This window comes from Gaetbulibacter sp. S0825, from assembly GCF_011777505.1.
Lineage (GTDB): Bacteria > Bacteroidota > Bacteroidia > Flavobacteriales > Flavobacteriaceae > Pontimicrobium.
In genome coordinates, this window is record NZ_JAATJT010000001.1 from 1092207 (window position 1) to 1117964 (window position 25758).

25 protein-coding genes are annotated in these 25758 nt (G+C 33.3%); 12 read left to right on the forward strand and 13 right to left on the reverse strand.

Annotated features, from left to right (window positions below; translation table 11 throughout):
* The 5 genes from HB672_RS04960 to HB672_RS04980 all read left to right on the forward strand — a co-directional run bounded on the left by HB672_RS04960 (window position 1) and on the right by HB672_RS04980 (window position 4797).
* Window positions 1-327 (forward strand): nucleotide pyrophosphohydrolase, encoded by a 327-nt coding sequence (locus HB672_RS04960; protein WP_167608694.1) that lies wholly within the window; start codon window positions 1-3, stop codon window positions 325-327.
* A gap of 30 nt (window positions 328-357) precedes the next feature.
* A complete protein-coding gene (locus tag HB672_RS04965) occupies window positions 358-1581 on the forward strand; it encodes a 3-phosphoshikimate 1-carboxyvinyltransferase (RefSeq protein ID WP_167608697.1) in 1224 nt (407 codons plus the stop codon).
* A gap of 74 nt (window positions 1582-1655) precedes the next feature.
* Entirely contained in the window at window positions 1656-2705 is a 1050-nt protein-coding gene (queA, locus tag HB672_RS04970; protein ID WP_167608700.1) for a tRNA preQ1(34) S-adenosylmethionine ribosyltransferase-isomerase QueA, read from the forward strand.
* 39 nt (window positions 2706-2744) lie between these two features.
* A complete protein-coding gene (rlmN, locus tag HB672_RS04975) occupies window positions 2745-3785 on the forward strand; it encodes a 23S rRNA (adenine(2503)-C(2))-methyltransferase RlmN (RefSeq protein ID WP_167608703.1) in 1041 nt (346 codons plus the stop codon).
* A 34-nt stretch (window positions 3786-3819) separates the two neighbouring features.
* On the forward strand, window positions 3820-4797 hold the full coding sequence (locus HB672_RS04980) for a polyprenyl synthetase family protein (RefSeq protein WP_167608706.1): 978 nt from the start codon (window positions 3820-3822) through the stop codon (window positions 4795-4797).
* A gap of 1 nt (window position 4798) precedes the next feature.
* On the opposite strand, the gene HB672_RS04985 is transcribed toward HB672_RS04980, so the two are convergent.
* Window positions 4799-5410: a hypothetical protein gene (locus tag HB672_RS04985; protein WP_167608708.1), complete on the reverse strand. Its 612-nt coding sequence runs from the start codon at window positions 5408-5410 to the stop codon at window positions 4799-4801.
* A 216-nt stretch (window positions 5411-5626) separates the two neighbouring features.
* On the opposite strand from HB672_RS04985, the gene HB672_RS04990 reads away from it, so the two are divergent.
* The 3 genes from HB672_RS04990 to HB672_RS05000 are packed head-to-tail and all read left to right on the forward strand — an operon-like array spanning window position 5627 to window position 8076.
* The gene (locus tag HB672_RS04990; protein WP_167610285.1) at window positions 5627-6196 is read left to right on the forward strand and encodes an RNA polymerase sigma factor; all 570 of its coding nucleotides are present in this window, start codon (window positions 5627-5629) and stop codon (window positions 6194-6196) included.
* A complete protein-coding gene (locus HB672_RS04995) occupies window positions 6177-6962 on the forward strand; it encodes a hypothetical protein (RefSeq protein ID WP_167608711.1) in 786 nt (261 codons plus the stop codon). The genes HB672_RS04990 and HB672_RS04995 overlap by 20 nt, the downstream gene beginning before the upstream one ends.
* A gap of 37 nt (window positions 6963-6999) precedes the next feature.
* Window positions 7000-8076, forward strand: coding sequence for a DUF5320 domain-containing protein (locus HB672_RS05000; RefSeq protein WP_167608714.1), 1077 nt, complete (start codon window positions 7000-7002; stop codon window positions 8074-8076).
* An 81-nt stretch (window positions 8077-8157) separates the two neighbouring features.
* Here HB672_RS05000 and HB672_RS05005 read toward each other — a convergent pair whose 3' ends face one another.
* A complete protein-coding gene (locus HB672_RS05005; RefSeq protein ID WP_167608717.1) occupies window positions 8158-9240 on the reverse strand; it encodes a Cj0069 family protein in 1083 nt (360 codons plus the stop codon).
* 139 nt (window positions 9241-9379) lie between these two features.
* Here HB672_RS05005 and dnaG point away from each other — a divergent pair, with 139 nt between their 5' ends.
* The gene (gene dnaG / locus HB672_RS05010; protein ID WP_167608720.1) at window positions 9380-11335 is read left to right on the forward strand and encodes a DNA primase; all 1956 of its coding nucleotides are present in this window, start codon (window positions 9380-9382) and stop codon (window positions 11333-11335) included.
* Here dnaG and HB672_RS05015 read toward each other — a convergent pair whose 3' ends face one another.
* Both HB672_RS05015 and nadE read right to left on the reverse strand, forming a co-directional pair.
* Window positions 11336-11965, reverse strand: coding sequence for a response regulator transcription factor (locus tag HB672_RS05015; protein ID WP_167608723.1), 630 nt, complete (start codon window positions 11963-11965; stop codon window positions 11336-11338).
* Between the two features lie 135 nt (window positions 11966-12100).
* Window positions 12101-12892 carry an NAD(+) synthase gene (nadE, locus tag HB672_RS05020; RefSeq protein WP_167608725.1) on the reverse strand — a complete coding sequence of 264 codons (792 nt, stop codon included), beginning with the start codon at window positions 12890-12892 and terminating at the stop codon, window positions 12101-12103.
* A 106-nt stretch (window positions 12893-12998) separates the two neighbouring features.
* Between nadE and gldB the strand changes: the two genes are divergently transcribed.
* The gene (gene gldB, locus HB672_RS05025; protein WP_167608728.1) at window positions 12999-13958 is read left to right on the forward strand and encodes a gliding motility lipoprotein GldB; all 960 of its coding nucleotides are present in this window, start codon (window positions 12999-13001) and stop codon (window positions 13956-13958) included.
* Complete coding sequence (gldC, locus tag HB672_RS05030; RefSeq protein WP_167608731.1) at window positions 13958-14293, forward strand: gliding motility protein GldC; 336 nt, start codon at window positions 13958-13960, stop codon at window positions 14291-14293. Before gldB ends, gldC begins: the two co-directional genes overlap by 1 nt.
* A 27-nt stretch (window positions 14294-14320) precedes the next feature.
* Here gldC and HB672_RS05035 read toward each other — a convergent pair whose 3' ends face one another.
* The 5 genes from HB672_RS05035 to HB672_RS05055 form a co-directional block, all read right to left on the reverse strand.
* Complete coding sequence (locus tag HB672_RS05035; protein ID WP_167605654.1) at window positions 14321-15082, reverse strand: DUF6090 family protein; 762 nt, start codon at window positions 15080-15082, stop codon at window positions 14321-14323.
* Window positions 15083-15121: 39 nt separating this feature from the next.
* A complete protein-coding gene (locus HB672_RS05040) occupies window positions 15122-16714 on the reverse strand; it encodes an amidohydrolase family protein (RefSeq protein WP_167608733.1) in 1593 nt (530 codons plus the stop codon).
* 72 nt (window positions 16715-16786) lie between these two features.
* Window positions 16787-18115 (reverse strand): Gfo/Idh/MocA family oxidoreductase, encoded by a 1329-nt coding sequence (locus tag HB672_RS05045; RefSeq protein WP_167608736.1) that lies wholly within the window; start codon window positions 18113-18115, stop codon window positions 16787-16789.
* Window positions 18116-18130: 15 nt separating this feature from the next.
* Window positions 18131-18847 (reverse strand): DUF1080 domain-containing protein, encoded by a 717-nt coding sequence (locus HB672_RS05050; RefSeq protein WP_167608739.1) that lies wholly within the window; start codon window positions 18845-18847, stop codon window positions 18131-18133.
* A gap of 45 nt (window positions 18848-18892) precedes the next feature.
* On the reverse strand, window positions 18893-19834 hold the full coding sequence (locus HB672_RS05055) for a hypothetical protein (protein WP_167608742.1): 942 nt from the start codon (window positions 19832-19834) through the stop codon (window positions 18893-18895).
* A 115-nt stretch (window positions 19835-19949) separates the two neighbouring features.
* Between HB672_RS05055 and HB672_RS05060 the strand changes: the two genes are divergently transcribed.
* Entirely contained in the window at window positions 19950-21212 is a 1263-nt protein-coding gene (locus tag HB672_RS05060) for an aminotransferase class V-fold PLP-dependent enzyme (protein WP_167608745.1), read from the forward strand.
* Here HB672_RS05060 and rodA read toward each other — a convergent pair whose 3' ends face one another.
* Genes rodA through mreC form a run of 4 tightly spaced genes read right to left on the reverse strand, consistent with a single transcriptional unit; the run spans window position 21213 to window position 25750 of the window.
* Entirely contained in the window at window positions 21213-22493 is a 1281-nt protein-coding gene (gene rodA, locus HB672_RS05065) for a rod shape-determining protein RodA (protein WP_167608748.1), read from the reverse strand.
* Entirely contained in the window at window positions 22490-24433 is a 1944-nt protein-coding gene (gene mrdA / locus HB672_RS05070) for a penicillin-binding protein 2 (RefSeq protein ID WP_167608751.1), read from the reverse strand. Before mrdA ends, rodA begins: the two co-directional genes overlap by 4 nt.
* Entirely contained in the window at window positions 24430-24936 is a 507-nt protein-coding gene (mreD, locus tag HB672_RS05075; RefSeq protein WP_167608754.1) for a rod shape-determining protein MreD, read from the reverse strand. Before mreD ends, mrdA begins: the two co-directional genes overlap by 4 nt.
* Window positions 24929-25750, reverse strand: coding sequence for a rod shape-determining protein MreC (mreC, locus tag HB672_RS05080; RefSeq protein ID WP_167608757.1), 822 nt, complete (start codon window positions 25748-25750; stop codon window positions 24929-24931). Before mreC ends, mreD begins: the two co-directional genes overlap by 8 nt.
* Window positions 25751-25758: the final 8 nt, after the last annotated feature.

Consider the following 25758-nt stretch of genomic DNA (forward strand, 5'->3'; position numbering starts at 1 on the left):
ATGAACATCCAAAACGCACAAAAAGAAGTAGATAATTGGATTAAAAACCATGGTGTTCGCTATTTTAATGAGCTAACCAATATGGCACAATTAACCGAGGAGGTTGGTGAAGTAGCACGTATTATTGCTAGGCGTTATGGTGAACAAAGCGAAAAAGAAAGCGACAAAAACAAAGATTTAGGTGAGGAGTTAGCCGATGTCATGTTTGTAGTACTGTGTTTAGCGAATCAAACTGGTGTTAATCTTCAAGAAGCGTTTAATAAAAAATTAGATTTAAAAGCGAAAAGAGACCATGATAGGCATCATAATAACGAAAAGTTAAAGTAACTTTGCTAAACTCTTAAATGAGTTGTTGTTATGAATATTACCCTTCAAAAATCTAAAATTGCTAAAGCATCCATTGTTAAAATTACTGGTTCTAAAAGTGAGTCTAATCGGTTGTTGTTGTTGCAAGCATTATATCCAAATATTGAGATATCGAATGTGTCAAATTCCGACGATTCTAAACTCATGCAAAAAGCATTAAGCAAAGACTCTAGCATTATAGACATTCATCATGCAGGAACTGCAATGCGATTCTTAACAGCCTATTTTTCATTACAAGAAGGTAGAGACATTACACTAACAGGTTCGTCCAGAATGCAAGAGCGACCTATAAAAATTCTTGTTGATGCACTTAGGGATTTAGGAGCGGATATATCATATTTAAAAAACGAAGGCTATCCACCACTTAAAATTAAAGGGCACACATTAAAAAAACATCAAGTCACTTTGGCTGCAAATGTTAGTAGTCAATATATATCTGCTTTATTGCTTATAGCACCTCGATTAAAAAAAGGACTAGAGCTTACTTTAAAAGGCAAAATTACGTCTGTACCTTATATAAAAATGACACTCAATTTATTAGAGCAAATTGGCGTAATCACAAGTTTTGAAGACAATAAGATAATAGTTAAGCAAAATAATGAAGTTGCTGCTAAAAAAATAGTTGTTGAATCCGATTGGTCATCAGCATCGTATTTTTACAGTATTGTTGCTTTATGCAATGTTGGAACTAAAATAGAATTAGCTTCATACAAGCCAAACAGTTTACAAGGCGATTCTGTACTAAGTACTATTTATAAGGATTTTGGCGTGGAAACTGTTTTTAACAACACATCTATTACCTTAACTAAAGTAGATAGTAAGTTAAATCATGTGTCTTATAATCTTGCAAATGCGCCAGACATTGCGCAAACCATTGCAGTAACTTGCTTAGGTTTAGGAGTAGGCTGTCATTTAACAGGATTACATACACTAAAAATAAAGGAAACAGATAGGCTAGTAGCTCTAAAAACCGAAATCGAAAAATTTGGAACACAAGTAGAAATTTCTAATGATAGTTTAACTGTTTCAAAAATCAATCCTTTGGTAAGCAAAGTAGATGTCGAAACCTATCACGACCATAGAATGGCAATGGCTTTTGCGCCACTAGCTATTAAAACAACATTTAATATTCTTGAAGGCAATGTAGTCACGAAATCCTATCCAGACTTTTGGAATGATTTAAAAAATATTGGGTTTAACTTCACCGAATTTTAAAATAAAGGCTCAAATACTTGACAACCCCTATTTTGAGATTGTATATTTGCACCTCTCAAAAAAATAAATAATACATGAAATTATCACATTTCCATTTTGATCTTCCAGAAGAATTATTAGCCGAATACCCTTCAGAACATCGTGACGAAGCAAGATTAATGGTGCTTAATCGTAAAGATCAAACTATAGAGCATAAACTTTTTAAAGATCTTATCGATTATTTTGAAGAAGATGACGTTATGGTATTGAACAATACCAAAGTGTTTCCTGCAAGATTATTTGGTAATAAAGAAAAAACGGGAGCTAGAATAGAGGTGTTTTTATTAAGGGAATTAAATCCTGAACAACGCTTATGGGATGTATTGGTAGATCCAGCCAGAAAAATACGTATTGGTAATAAACTGTATTTTGGTGAGGATGAAACTTTGGTAGCTGAAGTTATAGATAACACAACATCAAGAGGTAGAACATTACGTTTCTTATATGATGGATCTTATAGTGAATTTAGAAGAAAACTAACAGCGCTTGGGCAAACACCATTACCAAAGTACATCAAAAGAGATGTTGAGCCAGAAGATGAAGAACGTTACCAAACTATTTTTGCTAAAAACGAAGGCGCTGTAGCGGCTCCAACTGCTGGGTTACACTTCTCGAAGCACTTGTTAAAACGTTTAGAAATTAAAGGTATAAATTTCGCCGAAGTAACTTTACATGTTGGTTTAGGAACCTTCAATCCAGTAGAGGTTGAAGATTTATCTAAGCACAAAATGGATAGTGAAGAAATCATAATTAATAAAATTGCTAGCGATACAATTAATTCTGCATTAAAAGAAAAAAGACGTATCTGCGCCATTGGTACCACAGCAATGAGAACTATTGAAAGTTCGGTGTCATCTAGTGGTACATTAAATGAGTATGAAGGGTGGACTAATAAATTTATTTTCCCTCCTTACGAATTTAGTATTGCTAATAGTATGGTAACCAATTTCCATACACCTAAGTCCACTTTATTAATGATGGTTTCTGCGTTTGCAGGACACGATTTTATAAAGCGTGCTTATCAAGAAGCTATAAAAGAAGGCTATAAATTTTATAGTTATGGCGACGCCATGTTAATCATATAAATTTAAAATGAGCCTCGTTTTTCGAGGCTTTTTTCTACAATGACACAAACTAAGAAAGACATACGTGCATTAACAAAAGACGAGCTCAGATCCTTCTTTGTAGATCAAGGGGACAAGGCATTTAGAGGTAATCAAGTGTACGAATGGCTTTGGCAAAAATCGGCTCATAGTTTTGATGATATGACGAGTATCTCAAAACAAACCAGACAAATGCTTGATGATAATTTTGTCATCAATCATATTAAAGTCGATAGTATGCAACGAAGTAGTGATGGTACTATTAAAAATGCTGTGCGATTGCATGATGGCTTAATTGTAGAATCTGTATTAATCCCAACAAAAACTAGAACAACAGCCTGTGTGTCTAGTCAAGTTGGCTGTAGTTTAGATTGCAAATTTTGTGCGACTGCACGTTTAAAACGTATGCGAAATTTAAATCCAGACGAAATTTACGATCAAGTAGTAGCTATCGATAAAGAAAGTAAATTATATCACAACAGGCCACTATCAAATATTGTATTTATGGGGATGGGAGAGCCTCTCATGAATTATAATAATGTACTTAAAGCGATAGATAAAATAACGTCACCTGAAGGTTTAGGGATGTCTCCAAAGCGTATTGTGGTGTCCACCTCAGGAGTTCCAAAGATGATTAAAAAAATGGCAGATGATGAGGTGAAGTTTAAATTAGCTGTGTCTTTGCATTCTGCAAGGGATTCAGTACGTACCTCTATTATGCCGTTTAATGCCACATTTCCATTGGCCGATTTACGAGAAGCATTAGAATATTGGTATACAAAAACTAAGAACCCAATTACCTACGAATATGTTGTTTGGCAAGGAATTAATGATAAAAAGGAAGATGTAGATGCTTTGATTAAGTTCTGCAAATTTGCACCGAGTAAAGTAAACCTTATTGAATATAACCCTATTGATGATGGCGATTTTAAACAAGCAGATAACGAAGCCATCAATATGTATGTATCGATGTTAGAAAGAAATAGAATTACCGTAACTGTAAGACGTTCACGAGGTAAAGATATTGATGCCGCTTGTGGTCAATTAGCAAATAAATCTTGATTATATTTGACTAAATCTTAGCATAACTAGGTTAATGAAAATAGTAGAGCAGATAAAACAACCAATAGATTATGAAATGGAACTGTTTGAGCAAAAGTTCCGATTGTCTATGTCAAGTAAAGTTGCGCTACTTAATAGAATCACACATTATATAGTTAATAGAAAAGGGAAGCAAATGCGACCTATGTTTGTGTTTCTAGTTTCTAAAATGGTTAGTAATGGCGAAGTAAGCGAACGCACTTATAGAGGTGCCTCGGTTATTGAATTGATTCATACGGCTACCTTAGTACATGACGATGTCGTAGATGATAGTAATAGACGACGAGGATTCTTTTCTGTTAATGCGCTCTGGAAAAATAAAATAGCCGTTTTAATTGGCGATTATCTGTTGTCAAAAGGATTATTGCTATCCATAGATAATAACGATTTTGATTTGCTTAAAATTATTTCGGTAGCTGTTCGTGAAATGAGCGAAGGCGAATTATTACAAATTGAAAAAGCAAGAAAACTTGATATTACCGAAGATGTGTATTACGAAATTATTCGCCAAAAAACAGCAACACTTATTGCTGCTTGTTGTAGCTTAGGTGCAGCATCAGTAAAACCAAATTCTCCTGAAGTGGATACCATGCACAAGTTTGGAGAACTTATAGGAATGGCATTTCAAATAAAAGACGATTTGTTTGATTATGGCAATACTAAAATAGGCAAGCCAACAGGAATTGATATCAAGGAGCAAAAAATGACCTTACCATTAATTCATGTACTGAATAATTGTTCTAAAAAAGACCGCGATTGGCTTATTAACTCCATTAAAAATCATAATAAGGATACCAAGCGTGTTAAAGAAGTCATTGCTTTTGTAAAAGCTAATGGAGGTTTAGACTATGCGGTAACTAAGATGAAACAATTTCAAGAAGAAGCCTTACAGTTATTGCAAAACTATCCAGACTCACCTTATAAAAATTCGTTAGAACTTATGGTGAATTATGTGATAGATAGGAAGAAATAGTCTACTTTAATATTTGTGCAGCTTCCCAAACAAATTCTTTAGGAAACTCACCAAAGTAGCTTATATAATCACCTTTACCGGAAATAACCACAAAACTTTTACAAGGATAATGGTGTTTAAAAAACAGTTGTTCAATAAATTGGTTGGGGTCCTGTTTCCAATCTAGCAAACCATAATAATCTTCTATATCTTTTGAATCTTTATAAACATATAGAGGTTTAATTTGAGCTACCTGCTCTAAGCCATCTTCAAGTTGTTCGTGCCAATTTTTAATCCATTCTTTATTTGTTGTACCACTATTATTGCAATCGTCTTCTCCTGGATAAAAGATAATAGCAATAGGTTTACTTGTGTCTAATTTGGTGTTTAAACCAACTTCTAGTGTTTCAATAAACTTTGACACATTCTTAAGTGTACCTCGTTTTTCTCTAGTTGTTAGCTTGAGTGTAGTAGAATCTATTGTAATGGGTAAATACTTTCGAGTTTGCCTCTTTTTATTAAACGCTTTCTTGCTTATTTCTATAGTATTTTCATCAAAATAGCTGTAGTCTTTTGTAGATGAACAAGAGAAGATAAATATGCTAAGAAGCAAGAATTTAAGTAGGATTCTCATTTTTAAAATGAAAGGTTCGTTTAATGCGATGATATGCAACGTTTCAATGTTTTATATCAGTCGTTAAACGAAGTTAGTAGTTTTTTCTCACAAAATCAATGTTTTACGACAATCAATACTTTGTCTAAATTGCAGTCTCAAAAAATATTTTTTAATCGCATACAACCATTTGCATCATTATTGCGTCTATATAAATAGAAGATTAAAATGAATCCATTGAAAGTCATTCAACTTTATAAAAATGAAGCTCAGCTTATAAAAAAAGCGAGTCGAAATAATAGAGAAGCGCAACATGTGTTGTACGAATGGCATGCACCAAAAATGTTAAGCGTATGTCGTTATTACATAAGCGATTTACAACACGCTGAAGAGGTGATGCTTAATGGATTTTTTAAAGTATTTACAAAGCTGAAAAGCTTTAACAGTAATGGAAGTTTTGAAGGATGGATACGACGTATTATGGTTAACGAGGCCATTTCGTTTTTACGCTCAAAAAAGCAATTAGAGTTTAGTGCAGACGACACGGTGTTTCCAGAAACAGCAACAAATAATATTAAAACAGAGATTGATGTTGCCGAGATTCAGCAACTCATAGATAATCTTCCTGAAGGTTACCGAATGGTATTTGTAATGTATGCCATTGAAGGATATAAACATAGCGAAATAGCAACGATGCTTGGTATTAACGAAGGCACTTCTAAATCGCAATTATTTAAAGCAAGACAGCTTTTACAACAACAATTAGCAAAACTTAATAACCTTACCCATGGCACCAATGAAATATGAAGATCAGCTAAAAGATAAATTGGAGCAACGTACCATACAACCTAGCTCTGTTGCGTGGCAAAAGTTAAATGATAAACTTGATGCCAACAAATCTAAAAAGAATAACAAAGGCTTTTGGTATTTAGGTATTGCAGCGAGTATCGTTGGTATCTTATTAATAACAAATGTATTTGATAATAGTAATACAAATATTGTTGAGCCAACTATAGTTGATACAGATAAAACAAGCTCAGAATCAATTAATAATAAGGTGCAAGAGGACATTCCTACTAAAGAAAAAGAAATATTTTCTAATGAAACTAAAGTTTTAGCTTCTGAAAATGATAAGACAGAAACTCCTAAAAAACAAACAACAAATAAATCTCAGTTAAAACAAAAAATAATTAAAGAGCAGCTTAAGTTAATTCCAAGTAAAACCGAAGAACCAATTGTTGCCAGTAATATTAAAGAAGAAAACAAAGAAACAGTCCCTAAAAAACTAAGCTTTGAAGAGCAAAAAGCACATGAAGTAGTAGCTCAAATTCAAAACATGCAAAAAACTAAGGAAGTGACAGATGCCGAAATAGACGCTTTACTAAGTGCGGCGCAACGAGAAATTACTTTTAAAAGGTTATATAACGAAGGCACTAAAACAATAGACGCTAATGCCTTATTGCTGAGTGTGGAAGAAGACATAGAAGAGCAGTCGTTTAGAACACGAGTTTTCGAAATGTTAAAAGCAGGATATAACGAAGTAAAAACAGTTGTAGCCGACAGAAATAATTAAAAAATCATCAAATCAAATCAATAAAAAACGAACAGTTATGCAAACAATTACAAAGTACTTATTAATTTCAATTTTATGCTTTAGTGTGCAATTAATGAACGCTCAAGAGCGAGCAACTAAAGAAGAGAGCATCGAAATGCTCATTAAACTTAAACAAACAATTGAAGAAGAAGAGCGAGAAGCTTTAAAATCTAAAGTTGAAGCGATTAATCAACGCTTAAGCAAAGGAGATATTACACAAGCTGAAGCCGAACGCCTAAAAAAAGAAGCTGCTCAAAAGCACGCTTTAAACATCGAAAACAGAATAGCCATTATTGACAACAAAATTGAACTATTAAAAAGAAATGGTTATGTATCTAAAGAACCTTCTGACGATGATGACAGTTATACATTTAGAATTGGAAGCGGAGAAGGTGAAGGTGACAGTTTTATCTATTTTGGAAAAAAGCGTTATGATAAGCCAAGAAAATACGACAGGCGGACATCAAGCGATATGGTTTTAGCCTTTGGTTTAAACAATGCTTTAATTGAAGGCGAAAATTTTGATGATACACCATACAAAATTGGAGGTTCTCGTTTTTTTGAAATAGGTTGGGCTTGGAAAACGCGAATATTTGAAAACTCTAACTTTTTAAGAATAAAGTATGGTTACTCATTTCAAATAAACGGTTTGAAACCAAAAGACAATATGTACTTTACTCAAAATGGAGATGAAACCATGCTAGAAGAATTTCCTTCTGAGTTAAAGAAATCAAAGCTATCTATTACCAACTTAGTGTTTCCTGTGCATTTTGAATTTGGTCCATCTAGACGTATAGATAGAGAAGATTATTTTAGATATACCACGCGTAACCAATTTAAAATAGGTATTGGAGGTTATGCAGGTTTTAATATTGGTACGAGACAAAAGCTTAAATATTCGGTTGATGGAGAAAAAGTAAAAGACAAAATGAAAAAAAGCTTTAATGCTACAAGCCTTGTATATGGTTTAAGTGGTTACATTGCCTTTGATGATACAGCGTTGTATATAAAATACGATTTATCACCAATATTTAATGATCAAGCCGTAAAACAGAATAATATTTCACTAGGTGTGAGATTCGATATGGATTAATAATCACTACTTACTTGTTTTTATAAAAAAGGTAGGTAAGAATTTATTCTTACCTACCTTTTAAATAATTATTACTATGGGTTAAACAGTAACAGGACTATTAGTTACAGCTTTTAATTTGTGCTTTTCCTCAATACGTCTTATAGCTTCAGTAGCAATATGATCTTGAATTCCCATGTCTAAATGACTAGTAAACCCAACACAGGAGCAATTAAACTCTCCTAAAACATATTTGTCGTTGCCATTTTCATCATAATCTAGCATAAAATCAGCTGTCCAGATAAGAGGTATGTCTATACCACCTATTTTTTCTGATATAATAGGTAGCGAGTCATTAAACATTTTCATTAATTCTGGCCAATCTCTAGGTCTGTCGTATGTGTAATGAGCACCTGAGAATAGTGTAGCCGAAAATGCATTTTCAGCTTCAGCAGGTTTTTTGTGTACCACAAACATTGGTTCGTTTCCAACCATTAAAATACGAATTTCCCCTTCTTTAATTCTTGGCATAAAACGCATATCTACTATCATTCCATTCTCACCAACAATATACTGCTCACAAAAATCCATAAATTCTTTAAGTGTATGGTACTCCACATGATTGTCTAATGCTTCAGTGCATTTTAATTTAGTGTCTAAAGGCAGACTATCTCCATGTTTGTGTTCTCTATCATCAATAACCTCTACACGCCATATACCGCTTCCAGTAGAGCCTCTGTTTTGCTTTAATACACGAACACCATAAGAAATACTTTTTGGAAACGTATCTCTAAAACTTTGGATGTCATAATATGCATAAGTATCTCTTGGAACTAAATTGGTTGTAGATAATTTTACTAAGGCATCTTTAGCTCCAAATTGAGTCATTACATCTGGATGCGGCATGCCAACTAGTCCAACATCCGAAAGTCTTCTTAGAGTCTCAAAATATACTTTCTCCCCATTTGGTAAATTCCCAGGATTTATTCGACTTATATAACCATCAAACTTATTGCTTACATAATCAAATATGAGGTCATTCCATTCATCTCTATAATATACAACTTCACTATCCCAATCTTTTTCTTTAATAGCGTTTAAAATGGGTCTTGTGTCCCTTCTGTGACCATTCATACATTTGTCTGATCCTCCTTCAGCTTCAAAAATTACAATACGTTTATACATATTCTTATAAGTTTTAATGTTTGTGTTTCAAAAATATTAGCCAAAAAATATCTAAAAAAGAACAAAAGTCATTGTTTGAATTTTTACGGTAATTTTTCTCAATATTTAACTAAATTTACACTCTTGTTTAATATTTAGAATGATATCAAAATCCACCATAGATAAAGTATTTGAAACTGCTCGTGTAGAGGAGGTTATTGGCGATTTTGTGAATTTGAAAAAATCTGGAAGTAACTTCAAAGGATTAAGCCCTTTTAGTGAAGAACGTTCACCAAGTTTTATGGTATCTCCCGTGAAGCAAATATGGAAAGATTTTTCAAGTGGAAAAGGTGGAACTGTAGTATCTTTTTTAATGGAGCATGAACACTTCACGTATCCAGAAGCGATAAAATACTTAGCCAAAAAGTATAATATTGAAATAGAAGAAACCGAACAAACCAACGAACAGAAGGAAGAAGCTAGCGAACGAGAAAGTATGTATCTGGTAAGCGAATTTGCGAACACGTATTTTCAAAATATCATGCACAAGACTGATGTTGGTAAGTCTATTGGTCTAAGCTATTTTAAAGAGCGAGGGTTTACAGATGAAATTATTAAAAAGTTTCAGCTTGGTTATGCATTAGATGAGTGGCAGGCTTTTACAGACGAGGCCATAAAGAAAGGATATCAGCTTGAGTATTTAGAAAAAACAGGGCTTACCATTGTTAAAGGTGAAAAACAATTTGACCGTTTTAAAGGCCGTGTTTTGTTTCCAATACATAGTATGTCTGGTCGTGTATTGGGTTTTGGTGGCCGTATTTTAGGCACAAATAAAAAAGCAGCTAAATACTTAAACTCTCCAGAAAGTGATATCTACCACAAGAGTAAAGTCTTGTATGGTATTTTTTATGCCAAACAAAGCATTGCTAAAGAAGATAATTGCTATTTGGTTGAAGGTTATACAGATGTGATTCAGTTTTATCAAAAAGGGATTACTAATGTAGTATCATCATCTGGAACAGCTTTAACGTCTGAGCAAATACGATTAATTAATCGTCTTACAAAAAACATTACTGTGCTTTTTGATGGTGATGCAGCAGGAATTAGAGCCTCTTTAAGAGGCATAGATTTGATTCTGGAACAAGGCATGAATGTAAAGGTGTGTACTTTTCCAGATGGCGAAGATCCAGACAGTTTTGCAAAACAAAACACACAAGAAGAATTAGCAGATTATTTAAAAAATAATGCTAAAGATTTTATAGCTTATAAGGCATCTTTGCTCATGGAAGATGCAAAGAACGATCCTGTTAAAAAGGCTGCTCTAATTAGAGATATGGTAACGAGTATTTCTAAAATCCCAGACCGTATTCAAAAAGAAATCTACGTACAAGAATGTGCTAGAATAATGGATATTAGTGAAGAAGTACTTTTTAGCACCTTAGCTCAGATTGGTAAAAAAGAACTTCAAGAAGCCAATAAATCTATTAAAAAAGAACAAAAAGCGTTTGAGGTCGTAAAGCCACGAATAGCCGCCAAAAAAGTAGATATTCAATACGAATTAGAAAGTAAAATAATTGAGGCTTTATTGCTTTATGGGAACAGGACTGAAGCGTTTGAAGATTTGGTTTTAAAAGAAAATGACGAAGGTGATCTGGAATTAAAACCTGTAGTGCACGAAGCCAAAGTTTTTGAGAAAATATACTTAGACTTACAAGAAGATGAAATGGAATTTTCTAACGATAATTTTAGAGAATTGTACTATGTGTTGATTGATACTTTAAACCAAGAATCTGAATTTGCCTTAGAGAGTTTTGTAAATAAAGTTGAACCACATATTGCCAACGAAATCACTCATATTTTAATGAATGATGAGCGATATAATTTGCATGATTGGGAAAGTAAAAATATTTACCCTAAGTCTAAAACTCACAGTATAGCACAATTAGTTAGTGAAACGATTTTAAGTTTACGTTGCTACTTAATAGATCAAAAAGTAAGTGACTTTAAACAGGAAACCATAGAGAATCCTTCAAATTCTAAATCGGTTTTAGAAGATGTTATGAATTACTCTAACCTAAAGATGTTACTTTCTAGAAAGCTTAATCGTGTACTGTAATTAACCAATATCTAGATGTCTAGCTTGATTAACAAGGTCTACTAAATTAGTAACATTTAGCTTTTTCATTAATCGTGCTTTGTAAGTACTTACGGTTTTTTCATTAATATCCAACTCTTTAGCAATTTCTTTATTTCGTCTTCCAGAAGAGAGAAGTTTTAAAACTTCAACTTCACGTGTAGATAACTTTTTGTAAAGCTTACTTGGTTTATTGCCACGTTCGTCAAAAGCTAAACGTTGTGCTAAATTGTTACTAATGTAAATACCACCATTGTATACTTTTAAAATAGCATCTTTAATGGTTTGTGTGCTTACGGTTTTAGTTAAATATCCAGAAGCACCAGCTTTTATGGTACTAACTGCATAAATTTCTTCAGGATGAATACTAAACATAATAACTTTTACGTCACTGTATTCCTTTTTTAGAGTTCTTAGGGCAGTAATTCCATTAAGTTCTGGTAAATCAATTTCAGAAAGAACAACGTCTACATTGTGATTTCCAACAAAATCAAATAATTCTTTTCCAGTAGTAACACTACCTACTACCTGAATGTCAGGAGATTTCTCGAAAAGCATTTTTAAACCAGTTCTAATGATAGGATGATGATCTGCAACCAATACCTTAATCATGATTAGTGTTTTTAAAAATTAGTAATTAGGGAAACATAAACTCAAATTAAGATTAAGTTTAATTTAAAAATGGAGAGATACTAAATTTACAAAAAAAAGTGTTAACTTTTTGTTTTTTAATAATAATTTTTTGTGCTATACCTTAAATTCTTTAGGAATTTCACAAATTGGAATTGGAATCATTTTGTGTTTATTGGCTGTGTTATAGCGTTTAAAGATTTGAAAAACTTCTTTTTCGCGACCTGAAAAATCTTCGGCAGTTTTACCTTCTCCATCCATTGTCATAGCCCATTCTAATTCATCATAATTAGCACCAATCTGGTCTTCGTCACTTCTTGCATCACCAAATAGACCATCACTTGGAGCAGCATTCATAATAGACTTTGGTACTTTTAAATACTCGCCAATTTTATAAACTTCTGATTTCACTAAATCAGCAATCGGACTTAAGTCTACACCACCATCGCCATATTTGGTATAAAAACCAACACCAAAATCTTCAACTTTATTTCCAGTTCCAGCAACTAATAAACCTAGCAATCCTGCATGATAATAAAGGGTTGTCATTCGTAAACGAGCTCTAGTGTTTGCCAAAGCCATATCTACAGTAGCTTGCTTCCCTTCTAGAGATACTTCTGTTTTAAACTCTTCAAAAACTGGCGTTAAATCAACTTCAATATCCGATACATTTGAGTATCGTTCTTTGAGTTGCGTAATGTGTTCTTGTCCTCTACTTACGTGACTCTCAGCTTGATGTATAGGCATTTCAATGCATAAAACTTTTAGGCCTGTTTCAGCACAAAGAGTAGAAGTGACCGCTGAATCGATACCTCCGGAAATACCAATAACAAATCCGTTTACTCTGGCATTTTCAGCATAATCTTTTAGCCATTGCGCAATATATTGGGTTACTTTTTCGGTATTCATTTGGTAAGGTTTTTTGTGTAAAGAATAGTACCTTTGCTCAACAAAAATAAACCAATAGAATAATTAATAAAAATTAAAGGCGTTTAAGTTTATTATCCTTAGTCTTATGAAGAAATTCCACATTATTTTGCTTGTTGCAATTATTTTTGTCTCGTGTGATAACGAGTCCAAAATAGAAAAAGAAATTGCTACAGTAGATGTTGACCTCACTATTGAAAGATTTGATAGGTTATTTGCTAATGCAGATGAAGCATCGTTACCAGAGTTAAAGCAAGCGTATCCATTTATGTTTTCTAGGCGCTATAACGATTCGGTTTGGATTAACAGAATTCAGGACACTTTACAACAACAACTAAACATTGAAGTAGATAAAGTGTATGGTGATTTTAAAGATGTTGAAGATGAGATGTACCGTTTTTATCAACACATGACATATTATTTTAAAGAGTTTAGAACGCCAAGAGTTATTACTGTTACCAATGATGTTGATTATAGAAATAAAGTGATTGTTACAGATTCTATAGCACTTGTTGCATTAGACACCTATTTAGGCGCAAGTCATGATTTTTATTACGATATATACGATTACATTAAGTTAAACATGGACAAAGACCAAATAGTTCCAGATTTAGCTTTTGGTTATGCTGAAAAGTATATTTACCAACCAAAACGAAAATCACTTCTGGATGAAATGATATATTTTGGAAAAACACTCTATTTTAAAGATGTAATGTTACCAGACACACCTGACGAAATAAAAATAGGCTATACTAAAAACCAATTAGATTGGGCAACGCTTAACGAAGAAAACATTTGGCAGCATTTTGTAGAAAACGAAATGCTATTTAGTACAGATAGTAAATTGCCTGCAAGATTTATTAATCCAGCACCATTTTCAAAGTTTAATTTAGAATTGGATGGTGAATCTCCAGGTCGATTAGGACAGTACATAGGTTGGCAAATAGTAAGAGCTTATGCAGAAAAAAGCGATGCATCACTTAAAGAGATATTAAATGCTACTGCTGAAGACATTTTTAATAACGCAAAATACAAACCACGTAAATAATGGCAAATACACATACATCTAAAATAGAGTTAAACGTAGAATTGGATGATAACAGAATTCCTGAAAAACTCTCTTGGACTGCACAAGATGGAGGTATTACCAATGAAGAAGCAAAAGCTGTGATGCTGTCGGTTTGGGACAGTAAAAATCAAGAATCGTTACGAATAGATCTTTGGACTAAAGATATGCCTGTTGATGAAATGAAATTGTTTTTTCATCAAACCTTAGTGAGTATGAGTGATACTTTTAATCGTGCAACACAAGACGAAAAAATGACAGCGACTATGAAGGATTTTTGCGATTATTTTGCTGAGAAGTTAGAGTTGAAGAAGTAATTAATGATATGCTTTGACCTGCTTTCGTTATTTGGAACTTCGATAATCGTCTATTGCTTTTATGACTTCATTACCTTTTTTTGTTAAGTTATCATAATGCTTTCTTGCAGTTTGTGTTACTAATTCATATCGAAATAAAATATATAATAGCTCATCATTTTCCATGATTTTAAGAAAATCAAAATGTGGATTATTATATTCAGTCGTAGTTGTATATCTGTTTTTGCGAAATGTTTTCCAAACAGTTCTAAAATATCCATTTCCAGCAGTTATCATTTCCATATTTTCAACCGCAGAGTTTTCTTTTATTTCAAATACGTTTAGAGTGTTAGAAATCTGTAAATATGACTTGATAAGATCTCTAATGCTTTCCATTTGTTCTAGTTCAAAGGCAGAGGACGCTATAACTTTATCAATGCCGTTTCTATTGATTTCAAAATTTCTTTCTGATAAAACAGGGTAGAGTAAAGCAATAAACTCATTTTCGTTAATCTTGATTTGATTTTCATAGTTATCAATTAAAAAACCAGCTCCTTCTGATACCTCTAACCTTCTTTCAATAAGATTTGATAGCTGAAGTTTATTACTTTCCAAATCCTCAATTAAGTTTTGAAAATTATTTACCATCTTGTTTTGAGCTTGCTGCTTTTCATTCCAATTGTTAATTGACAATGCAATCAATATTCCAATAACAACAAGAATAATTTCACCAATAGCATATTTTAGATATTTACCTATTTTGTTTTGTTCCATTAGGTTGTAGCGTATTTTTCTAAAGAATTTTATCATGCTTATTGGTTAGTTGTTATTAATTTAAAATATTAATAATTAATCTGGTAGCAAAACCTTACCACTCAACTCAGTTGCCAAATTCTCATTGTCCCTAACTAATTTTCCATTAACTAACACCTTATCAAATCCTTTTGAAAGTTGATGCGGATTTACATAATTTGCAGGTGCTTTGACGTTTTCTGGATTAAAAATAATAATATCAGCTTTATAGCCTTTTTTTAATAGACCTCTATTTTTTAGGTGTAGAATTTCAGCAGCGTAACCTGTCATTTTTTGGACAGCCTCTTTTAATGTTAATAGGCTATCTTGAACCACATAGGTTTCAATAATTTTAGCAAAAGTTCCATGACCACGAGGGTGATGTCCTGTTTTACTTCCATCAGAACAAATACCAACAAGGTCATCTTGTAATAATGTTTCTTGCAACTCTTTATCCATTACAAAATAAGCGCCAGAAGAGCCTTGAGGCCCAACATCTTCTATTAAAAACTTCTCAAAAGGTTTGTTTTTTTCTTTTGCAGCTTCAGCCAAAGTTTTTCCTGTATAAGGAGCAGAACCCAATAATGTAGCCTCTGGGCCGTTACGTAAATTCACTTTGTTTTTTATGAAAGTTTCCAATTCTTCGCGTCTGTCCCGTTTGGCAATTGCAAATTGTTTAGGAGTTTTAGACCAATCTGGAAACACAATGGAGATTCCTGTATAGCTTGCCATATATGGATATAAATCGGCAGTAAGTTTGACACCTGAATTTCTAATTTCTTTAATAGTGTCTAAAATTTGATGAGCGCGTTCTTTTCCTTTTCCATAAACCGATTTTAAATGTGCAATATGCACACGAGCATGTTTGCCTTGAGCAGCTAACGCTTTAATAGATTTAATGACTGCCTCATCATCTTCATTGCGCATGTGGCTCATAATCATTTTGTCTTGTTCGCCAACAACTTCAGCTAAAGCCAATAATTCACTCTCTTCAGCATATAATCCTGGAGCATATTCCAATCCAGTTGAGAGACCGTAAGTGTATTGTAGTTGTTCTCGTAATAGACTTTTTAAACTGTCTAATTCAGCAGCATTAATTTTGTTTTTAGTGCCAATTCCAGTAAGACCTCGTAAAGTACCATGACCAACAAATTCAATAATATTGACACCCAAGTTTTGTTTGTTAACCTCGTCTAAATAGGCTTTTAAATCTGTTACTCTTGTACTAGAACCATCTTGTCCTAACACAATAGTGGTTACACCCATTGCTAAAAAATTTTCAAAATCAGGTGTTTTTAAGGGATTTCCATGAGCGTGTAAATCGATAAATCCTGGGCTTACAAATTTGCCTTTTGCATCGATGGTATTACCAATTTTTAAATCAGGATTTGTAAGATTTCCTATGTATGAAATGGTGTCGCTATTAATGTAGATATTCGCCTTATAAGCTTCTTTCCCAGTTCCGTCTAAGATATTTCCATTGATAATCGCTACATCTACAGAGGTAATATTTGGTTGGGTTTCTTTTGTATCTTCTTTAGATTTATTTTCTTCACAAGAATAAAGAAGTAAGAAAAAAGCAATAAACACTAAAAGTAGGCCATTGTTTTTTAAAACAGTGTGGCGTATTTTTCTAAAGAACTTTATCATTTGCTAATCTTTGATAACTTATAAGTTTGTTTTCTTTTCATCTTATTTTACTTTGTTACATAAAGACATGTTTTAGAAATCACGATAAGGTGCATCTAAAAATGTATTGGCTTCTTCTTCAGCAAACTTTGCGTTTTTACTGTCCCAGTGTAAGGTTCTATTTGGGAAACGTTGTGCAATGACGCCAAGTAATATGGTTTCGGTTAGGCGAGAGGCATAGGAGAAAGGTGCTGTACATTCATCTTTACCTAAACAGGCATCTACAAACTGGTGATAGTGTTTAGGAGCTTCAGTTCCATAATCACGAATAGGTTCTTCTAAATTAAATTTTGAGACATCCATGTCTTCAAATTTCCCATCTATAATAAGTTTAGGCATCAATTGAAAATGTGGTAGGTATAAGTTCCCTTTTTCTCCAATAAACATAGCACCTTGATCGTGTAACTTTTCGTTATTTGGTAACATTAAATCCTCGTGCTGAGTAGGTGCACCTTCACCATCGTACCAGATCCATTTAAAATTTTCAGTGGTATACTTAGTTCCAGGAAATTCGTAGGTGACAACATTTTTTTCTGGAAACCCAAATCCTGTTGGTTGTCGGCATTCTGTTTTAATGGTATTAGGAACATCCAAATCCAATGCATTGTATGGTGTGTCAAATATATGAACGCCCATATCACCTAAAGTACCACAACCATAATCTAATACTTTTCGCCAATTCATAGGATGGTAATGTCCTTCTTTATATTGCCGTTCTGGAGATGTACCTAGCCAAAGATTCCAATCTAAATGATTGGGAACAGGATCAGAACCTTCTGGAGCTGCACCATCAAATCCCCAGTTTTTAGGAGACCAAGCGTGGACTGTACTTACTTTACCAATAATACCAGACTGGATTAATAAGGTTGCTAGCTTATAATCGTAAAAGGAATGTACTTGAATTCCCATTTGTGTTATTAGATTTCTGTCTTTTGCCATTTTTTGCATGGCTCGAGCTTCTGTAACATGATGAGTTAAAGGTTTCTGACAGTATACAGCTTTATTCATTTCCATAGCCATAAGTGAAGCAGGAGCGTGTGTATGATCTGGGGTAGATATTACAACCGCATCAATTTCATTTTCGAGTTCTTTTAACATCACACGATAATCCTTATATACTTTTGCATTAGGAAACATTTTATGCGCAACGTCAAGATAATTAGAATCGACATCGCAAAGAGCTGTGACATCTACTGATGGATGTGAAGACATCGCTTTTAAATCTTCCATTCCCATTCCACCGACACCTATGTGAGCAGATCTGATGCGTCCTGAAACCATATTTTTACAAGAATTAAGGATTGGCATAATAGCTATTGATGATGCTATAGCAGTCGTTTTTATAAAATTTCTTCTTTTCATTATATAGCCCAGATATTATAATTTTTTAATTTTTATGTTTTTAAACCATAATGGACTGTCATGATCTTGAAGGCCAATAAATCCAGATTTAGAAGTTCCGTAATTTGGGTAGTCTTTCCATTTTCCTTTTAATCTTCTGGCGTTCCAATCGTCTGACCAAGGTACAAATGATAATACTTTTTTTCCATTGAGCCAATGTTCTACTAATTCTTCAGTAAAAATAATTCTGGTGGTATTCCATTCACCAGCAGGTTTGGTGATTTTTACATTATTATCTGGAACATACATAGCATAATCAGCAGCCGTTTTTTGCCATTCTTGTAAAGTAGCTTTGTTGATTGCTTCCCAACCCAAGTCATCAAGTAGTTGATATTCAGGAGAAATTTCTGGAGGACTGTTATAACCTTCCTTTAAATGGTAAAAGACACCACTATTACCACCAGCAGGTAGTTTCCATTCTAGGTAGAGTTCAAAATTATCAAATTCTTCCTTTTCATAGATTATGTCTTTACCTCCTTGTTTTTCAGATTCTAATTTCTTTTCGGTATCAAAGGTTAAAGCACCATCTTTAATAACCCATTGTTCTGGAAGTGATTCGCCATTATAGGCTCGCCACCCTTCTGTTGTTGTACCATCGAAAAGATATATCCATTCGTCAGTTTCCGAAGTTGATTGGTTTTTGCAAGATGAAATCAATACGAATATTGAGAGTAATAATAAAAAGCGTTTCATTTTGGGTTGGTTGAGTTGCTACTAAGTTAATAAAAAAGAAAGTTTTTAATCTTCCTGATAAGCTTTCCATTTTTCAGCAAAGGTTTCATTAATGAGCCAAGAAGCATTTTCTGTATTATTCGGATAGTCATCAAAATTGTATATCTCTTTAGTTGTATTGTTTCCTAGCCATCCTGAATTTTCTGGAATAGAGACGAGTGCATTTGTGTCTTCAGTCAACCTTTTATCTAAAGCTGCTGATAAAAAAGCTCTTGTTAATCGCCAAGAAGTAAATAATCCTCCAAAATGATCCATATCTGGTTCTATTGCTAAACCAAAAAGACCTCCTTCATCACGTTTTGAAAGTACTACATTTGTCATTCGTTGGTTTCTTGAAGGTTCGTCGTTTTCGCCTAATAACATCAACCCTGGAATATGATTATTTGTACTAGATGTTGTGCCAATACCACCACCTCGAATGTTTACAAAGGCAATGACCCGTTCTGGTTTAAAATGTGAAAAGTTGTAGCTATAAACGCCTCCAGCGGAATATCCTTGCAGCAATAAAGGCAGTTTGCCTACGTCTGGTAAGTTATTTTTAAAAGATATGGTATCAAGTGCTTTAATTAATGCGTTGCCGCTACCTTGTTCTGGGTCAACATAGTTACCCCCTCGAAGTGTAACTCCCATGAGAGCTAATTTTTCATTTTCTGCATAAGTTTTCCATTCGTCTAGAGTTATGTCGCCAAAAGAGCTGCCATTGCTAAAACTTAATATGACTAATACAGCTTTTATATCATGATTGTTTTCTGGAAGCCATAATCTAAATTTGGCTTCGTCAAAGTCAAGAGATGTTTTTGAAAATACACTAAATGTCCAATCGTCAAGAAACTCACCCACTGGTTGAGATATAACAGGAGTGTCTGAAGGTTTTCTGTCGAGCGCATCAAAGCTACAAGCTGTTATTGATAGAACAACAATACATATTATTGGAAAATGTTTTTTCATGACGTTTTTTTAAACTCGAAAGACATAGCTTTAAATATACGACTAATTGGCTAGTAAATAACTAGTTTTTTTAGGCTAGAAATTTTTAAGTATCTTTAAACAAACACCAACCACGATGAAAAAAAGAGACTTTATTAAAACGTTATCCTTGGCTGCATTGGCGACACCTTTATATGGAAGTGTATTGCATTCTTCTTTGGAGGAAGTAGTGTCAACAACAGCAACTAACCTTGCTTCAAACGAAGATTTTTGGCTAAAAGTAAGAAGTGATTATAAACTAAAGTCAGACTATATAAACCTTGAGAGTGGTTATTATAATATCATTCCAACGCCAACACTCGAGGCACTTCATAAGCATATAAACATGGTCAATTATGAAGGGTCTTATTATATGCGTACCAAAAGAGTTAATGATAAAAAACGAATGGCAGCAAAATTAGCAGCTATTATTAAAAGTCCTACTAAGAATGTAGTTATCACTAGAAATACGACAGAGTCTTTAGATTTAGTGATTAAAGGAATGAATTGGAAATCTGGAGATGAAGCTGTTTTTGCCATTCAAGATTATGGTGCTATGAGAATGATGTTTGAACAGGTAGCAAATCGTTTTGGAGTTGTAAATAAAATTGTTTCTGTTCCCAACCATCCAAAATCTGACGAAGAAATTGTAGAGCTTTACGCTAATGCGATTACTCCAAAAACTAGATTATTGATGGTATGTCATATGATTAATATTTCTGGACACATTTTGCCTATTAAAAAGATTTGCCAAATGGCACACAGCAAAGGTGTAAAAGTAATGGTTGATGGAGCACATTGTGTTGGTCATTTCGAGTTTGATATTAAAGAATTGGAATGTGATTATTATGGTTCTAGTTTGCATAAATGGCTAGCTGTTCCGTTAGGAACAGGATTATTATATGTTGCTGACGAACATATAGATACTACATGGCCAATTTTTGCCTCGCATACAAAAGAGTCTGGAAATATTGCAAAGTTAAATCATACAGGAACGAATCCTGTGTATCATGATCTATCAATAGAAGATGCTATTGACTATTACAATATGTTAGGTGGTGCTAGAAAGGAAGCTAGATTAAGATATCTTCAAGAATATTGGACAAAACAAGTGAGAGATTTACCAAAGATTATTCTTAATACTCCAAAAGAATCTCATAGAGCCTGTGGAATTGCCAATGTGGGAATTGAAGGCATCATTCCAACGGATTTAGCTAAAAGATTAATGGATGAATATAAAATTTTTACCGTAGGAATAAATGGAAAGGTAGTTCGAGGCTGTAGAATAACTCCTAATGTGTTCACAACAATTGAAGAGTTAGATGTTTTTGTAGCAGCATTAAAAGAAATGGCTGCCTAATTACCATTCGTTAATTCGGTTTGAGTCTAACTTCACAAATACAAATAGCAGTAAGGTAAAGCCCCAAAGTCCTGAGCCTCCATAACTAAAGAAAGGCAATGGGATACCAATGGTTGGAATTAATCCCATAACCATTCCAATGTTAATCATAAAATGAAGAAATAATATTGAGGCAACACTATAGCCATAGATGCGACTAAATTGTGATTTTTGTAACTCAGCAAGATGTAAAATTCTAATAAGAAGTAATACAAACAAGATTACTACAAAACTACTTCCTAAAAAACCCCATTCTTCACCAACAGTACTAAAAATATAATCTGTGTGCTGTTCTGGTACAAATTTACCAATGGTACGTGTGCCTTCCATAAATCCTTTTCCAGTAACTCCACCAGAGCTTATCGCTTTTTCAGATTCATTTAAATTATATAAAATGGTACGTTTCATCTGTTCTAATTTCACTGGGTCTTTTTCTAAGCGTAGCCAAAGACTAATTCTATCTTGTTGGTGAGGCTGTAGAATATTGCTGTAGAAAAAGTAAACGCCAAAACTAAAAACAATACAAGCTAGCGTAATAAATATGGGTTGAAGGATACTCCCTTTTTTCTTCTTTAGAAAAAAGTGATGTACAAAAATTAAAACAGTAACTATAATTGAAGTTATTAATACCGAAAATTTTAATGCTGAGACTGATAGTAAAATAATACTTAAGAGTAATAGTAAATATATTTGTGGAATTCCTTCACGATAAAACACAAAAAAGAAAGCTGCATAAACAATAGTACTTCCAGCATCATTTTGAAGCAAAATTAAAAATGCAGGCACAAAAATGATTAAAGCAGTTTTAAGCTGGTCCTTAAGAGTTTTGATATTGGTTTGTAGGTCACTTATGTATTTGGCAACAGCCAAAGCAGTTGCAAATTTGGCAAACTCACTTGGTTGTAATGTAAACCCACCTATACCATACCATGAAGTGGCACCATTAACTGTTTTCCCAAAAAGAAACAAACCAATTAAAGATAGCATTGAAACAAGGTATATAACACTTGCAAAACGTTCATAAAACTTAGCTTCAATAGATAAAACTAAAATGATAAGGACAAAAGTGAATAGAATAAAAACCGACTGCTTCCCATAGGGCTGACTCATATCAAAATAGGAAGTTATTTCACCAGAAGACGATGCAGAAACAATATTAAGCCAACCAAAACCAACCAATAGTAAGAATAGTACTATGGTTATCCAATCGAATTTAAAATTTCGAGTCCTGTTTAAACTCATTGTAAATCTGTTTGAGTTTGCTCGTTTTCGATTTTCTTTAAACGTTCATATTGTTCAACGGTCATTAATCCTGAATTGGCATTTATTCTAAATGGTTTCCCAGAAGTAGGTTTTTCATATTCATGTTCTAACGTGTAATCCATGACCCATTTTTCTAAATCGGTTCGTGTAATGTCGCCTTTAATGTATTTTTCAATCATCAAACTGGCAATTCTTCCAGCAAAACGAGCTCCAAAGTAACCGTTTTCAACTAACACAGCAATGGCAATTTTTGGGTTTTCCTTTGGTGCAAACGCTACAAATATGGAATGGTCTGTTAATTGTGTTTTAACGCCATCAATAACTGTAAAATTTTCAGCTGTACCAGTTTTACCACAAATTTCAATATCTGGAACTTGTAAAAAATATGCAGTTCCTCCAGGTTTGTTGTAAACATCAAATAGCCCTTGGATTACTGGCTCAAAATGCTGCTTATCAATTGAGGTATGATGTTCTTTAGTGTAAGTACTGTCAATAGGTTGTCCTTCAATGGACTTGATAATATGCGGTGTATAATAGTGCCCTCTATTGGCAATGGCAGCCATCATGTTAGCTAATTGTATTGGAGTTACTAGTACTTCTCCTTGACCAATGGAGTTAGAAATATTGGTGGTTGCACGCCATCTAAAATCTGGGTACATTTTATCATAATAAGTACCATCTGGGATATTTCCTTTTTTTCCAATTGATAGATCATATCCTAGATAATCACCCAATCCAAAACTTTTAATATGACTGCTCCAAACATCCATAGCATGGGAGGCGTCATCATATTTATCGATGGTTCTTCTATATAATGTTGCAAAATAAGAGTTACAAGATTCTGAAATGCCATCAAATATATTTCTAGTTCCTGTACCACAATGACAACCCATTGGTCGCCTACCACCATAATTATAAGCACCAGAACACCTCACCGAAAAATTTTCATCTACAACGCCTTCTTGCAACGCAGCCAGTGCAACAAGTGCCTTAAATGGTGATCCAGGTTCGTGCATTCGTAACAAACCTTTGTCAATTAAAGGTAAATGGATAGAGTCATTACGTAGCTTTATGTAATTGTCGGAGCGTTCTCGACCAACCATTAAATTTGGATTGTATGAAGGTGCAGATACCAAGCTTAAAATTTCACCACTACTAGGTTCTATAGCAACAATACCACCAACTTTGTTTTGCATGAGCATTTCTCCATAGGCCTGCAATTTGGCATCAATTGACACTATAATATCTTTTCCAGGTGTAGGAATTGTGTCTTGTTTGCCATCATCAAAAGGACCTATGTCTCTATTAAATCGGTTTTTTTGAATAAACTTAACGCCTTTAACACCTCTTAATTCGTTCTCATAAGATTTTTCTATACCTTGTTTTCCAATAAGATCACCCATTTGGTAAAAACCATCAGCTTCAATTTCACCTTGGTTGGCTTCGGCAATAAACCCTAATACATTAGCACCAATAGTGGTTTGGTAATCTCTTAACGAACGTTTTTGAATATAAAACCCTTTGTATTTCCACATTTTCTCTTGAAGAACAGCATAATCTTTTTTAGATAACTGTGGCACAAAAGGCGATGGTAATCGAGGAGAATAATTATTTGCTCTACTAAATTTCTTTTTAAAATCGTCTTTACTAATTTTTAATAAAGAACAAAACTCCAAGGTGTCTAAAGGTTCAACTTCTCTTGGAATTATCATCACATCGTACGATGGTTGGTTGGCAACCAATAACTCGCCATTTCGGTCGTACACATACCCTCGTTTTGGGTAATAGAATACTTTTCTTATGGCATTGTCTTCATAAATATTATACGCTTTCCCTGTATATACTTGAAGATAGAAGAGTCTTGCAATAAAAGTGATTCCCACTAAAACAATTATAGAAAAGAGTAATAGTTTTCTCATTTAGTTTTTCTACTGAATAAAACGGTTATTAAAATAATAAGTATTAAAGTAAAGATACTAGAGAATAACGTCTTTTTTAAGATTAAAATTATTTTTGAGAAGTTAAAAATTTCTAAACTAAATAAAAGGAAGTGATGTACGAGAATAATGATTAAAAAATAGGTTAATCGCTGTCCAATATCTGTATTACTAAATTTTATGGTTTGATGCTCGTAAATAGCGCCAAAAGAAAATTTTAAAACAACAGGTCTTATGTAGGCTATCGTTACACTTGCAGCTGCATGAACACCTCCTGAATCTGTAAATAAATCAACAGTTAATCCTAGTAAAAAAGCTAAAAAGATAAATAACATTCTATTGTTTTTTATAGGGAATAGAATGATAAATAAAATATATAAGTATGGATTTATATAACCCAAAAAGTTAATATGATTAAGCACTAAAACCTGTGCCAAAACCAATACTATAAAGCGAACGATATTTGTGGTTGTGGCGTTATTCATCTAAATTGTTTAGATTAGAAATTTCTGCAGCATCTAAATTTTCTATGATATATACATGACCTATGTTAGTCATGTCATTAAAAAGTGCAACATCAATTTCAAAGTAATTTTCGGTTTCATCTGTTTTAACATATGCGACCGTTCCAATTGGGATTCCTTTAGGAAAAATAGTTGAAAGCCCTCCAGTAATAATGGTATCTCCAACCACAACAGGTGCTTGTTTCGGTAAATCGATAAGTTGTACCATATATGGTGAATTTCCATTCCAAGTTAAAATACCAAAATGATTGGTTTTTTTTAGTTGTGCGTTAACACCAATATTTGAGTTTAAAATTGACCGAACTCTACCATAATTAGGAGATACTTTGTCTATGATACCAACGATTCCTTTTGAAGTAATCACTCCAAATTCTTCTTTAATACTATCTTTTTGACCTTTGTTGATGGTCAAGTAGTTATTTGTTAGAGAGTAACTGTTTTTATAAACTTGAGCAGGCGTGTATTTATAATTGGCATTATAGTTTAAAGAGTCTATGAAGGCTTCCTTTAATTTACCTGTTTGAGCGTTAAATAGAACAGATTTAAGCCTATTGTTTTCTTCAAGCAATATTTGATTTTCTTTTTTTAAACCAAAGTAACCCCCAATATTATTTGCCGATTCGTAAACACCTCCTGTTAAAAAATTAGCTGAGTTAATGAATTTGCTTCTGTGATAAGAATGTGATTGGAACGTAAAAATTAGAGATATACAAAACAGCAACAAAAACAAAAGAAAGGTTTTGTTTCTTATTATAAAATTTATAATCTGTTGCATGAGTTATG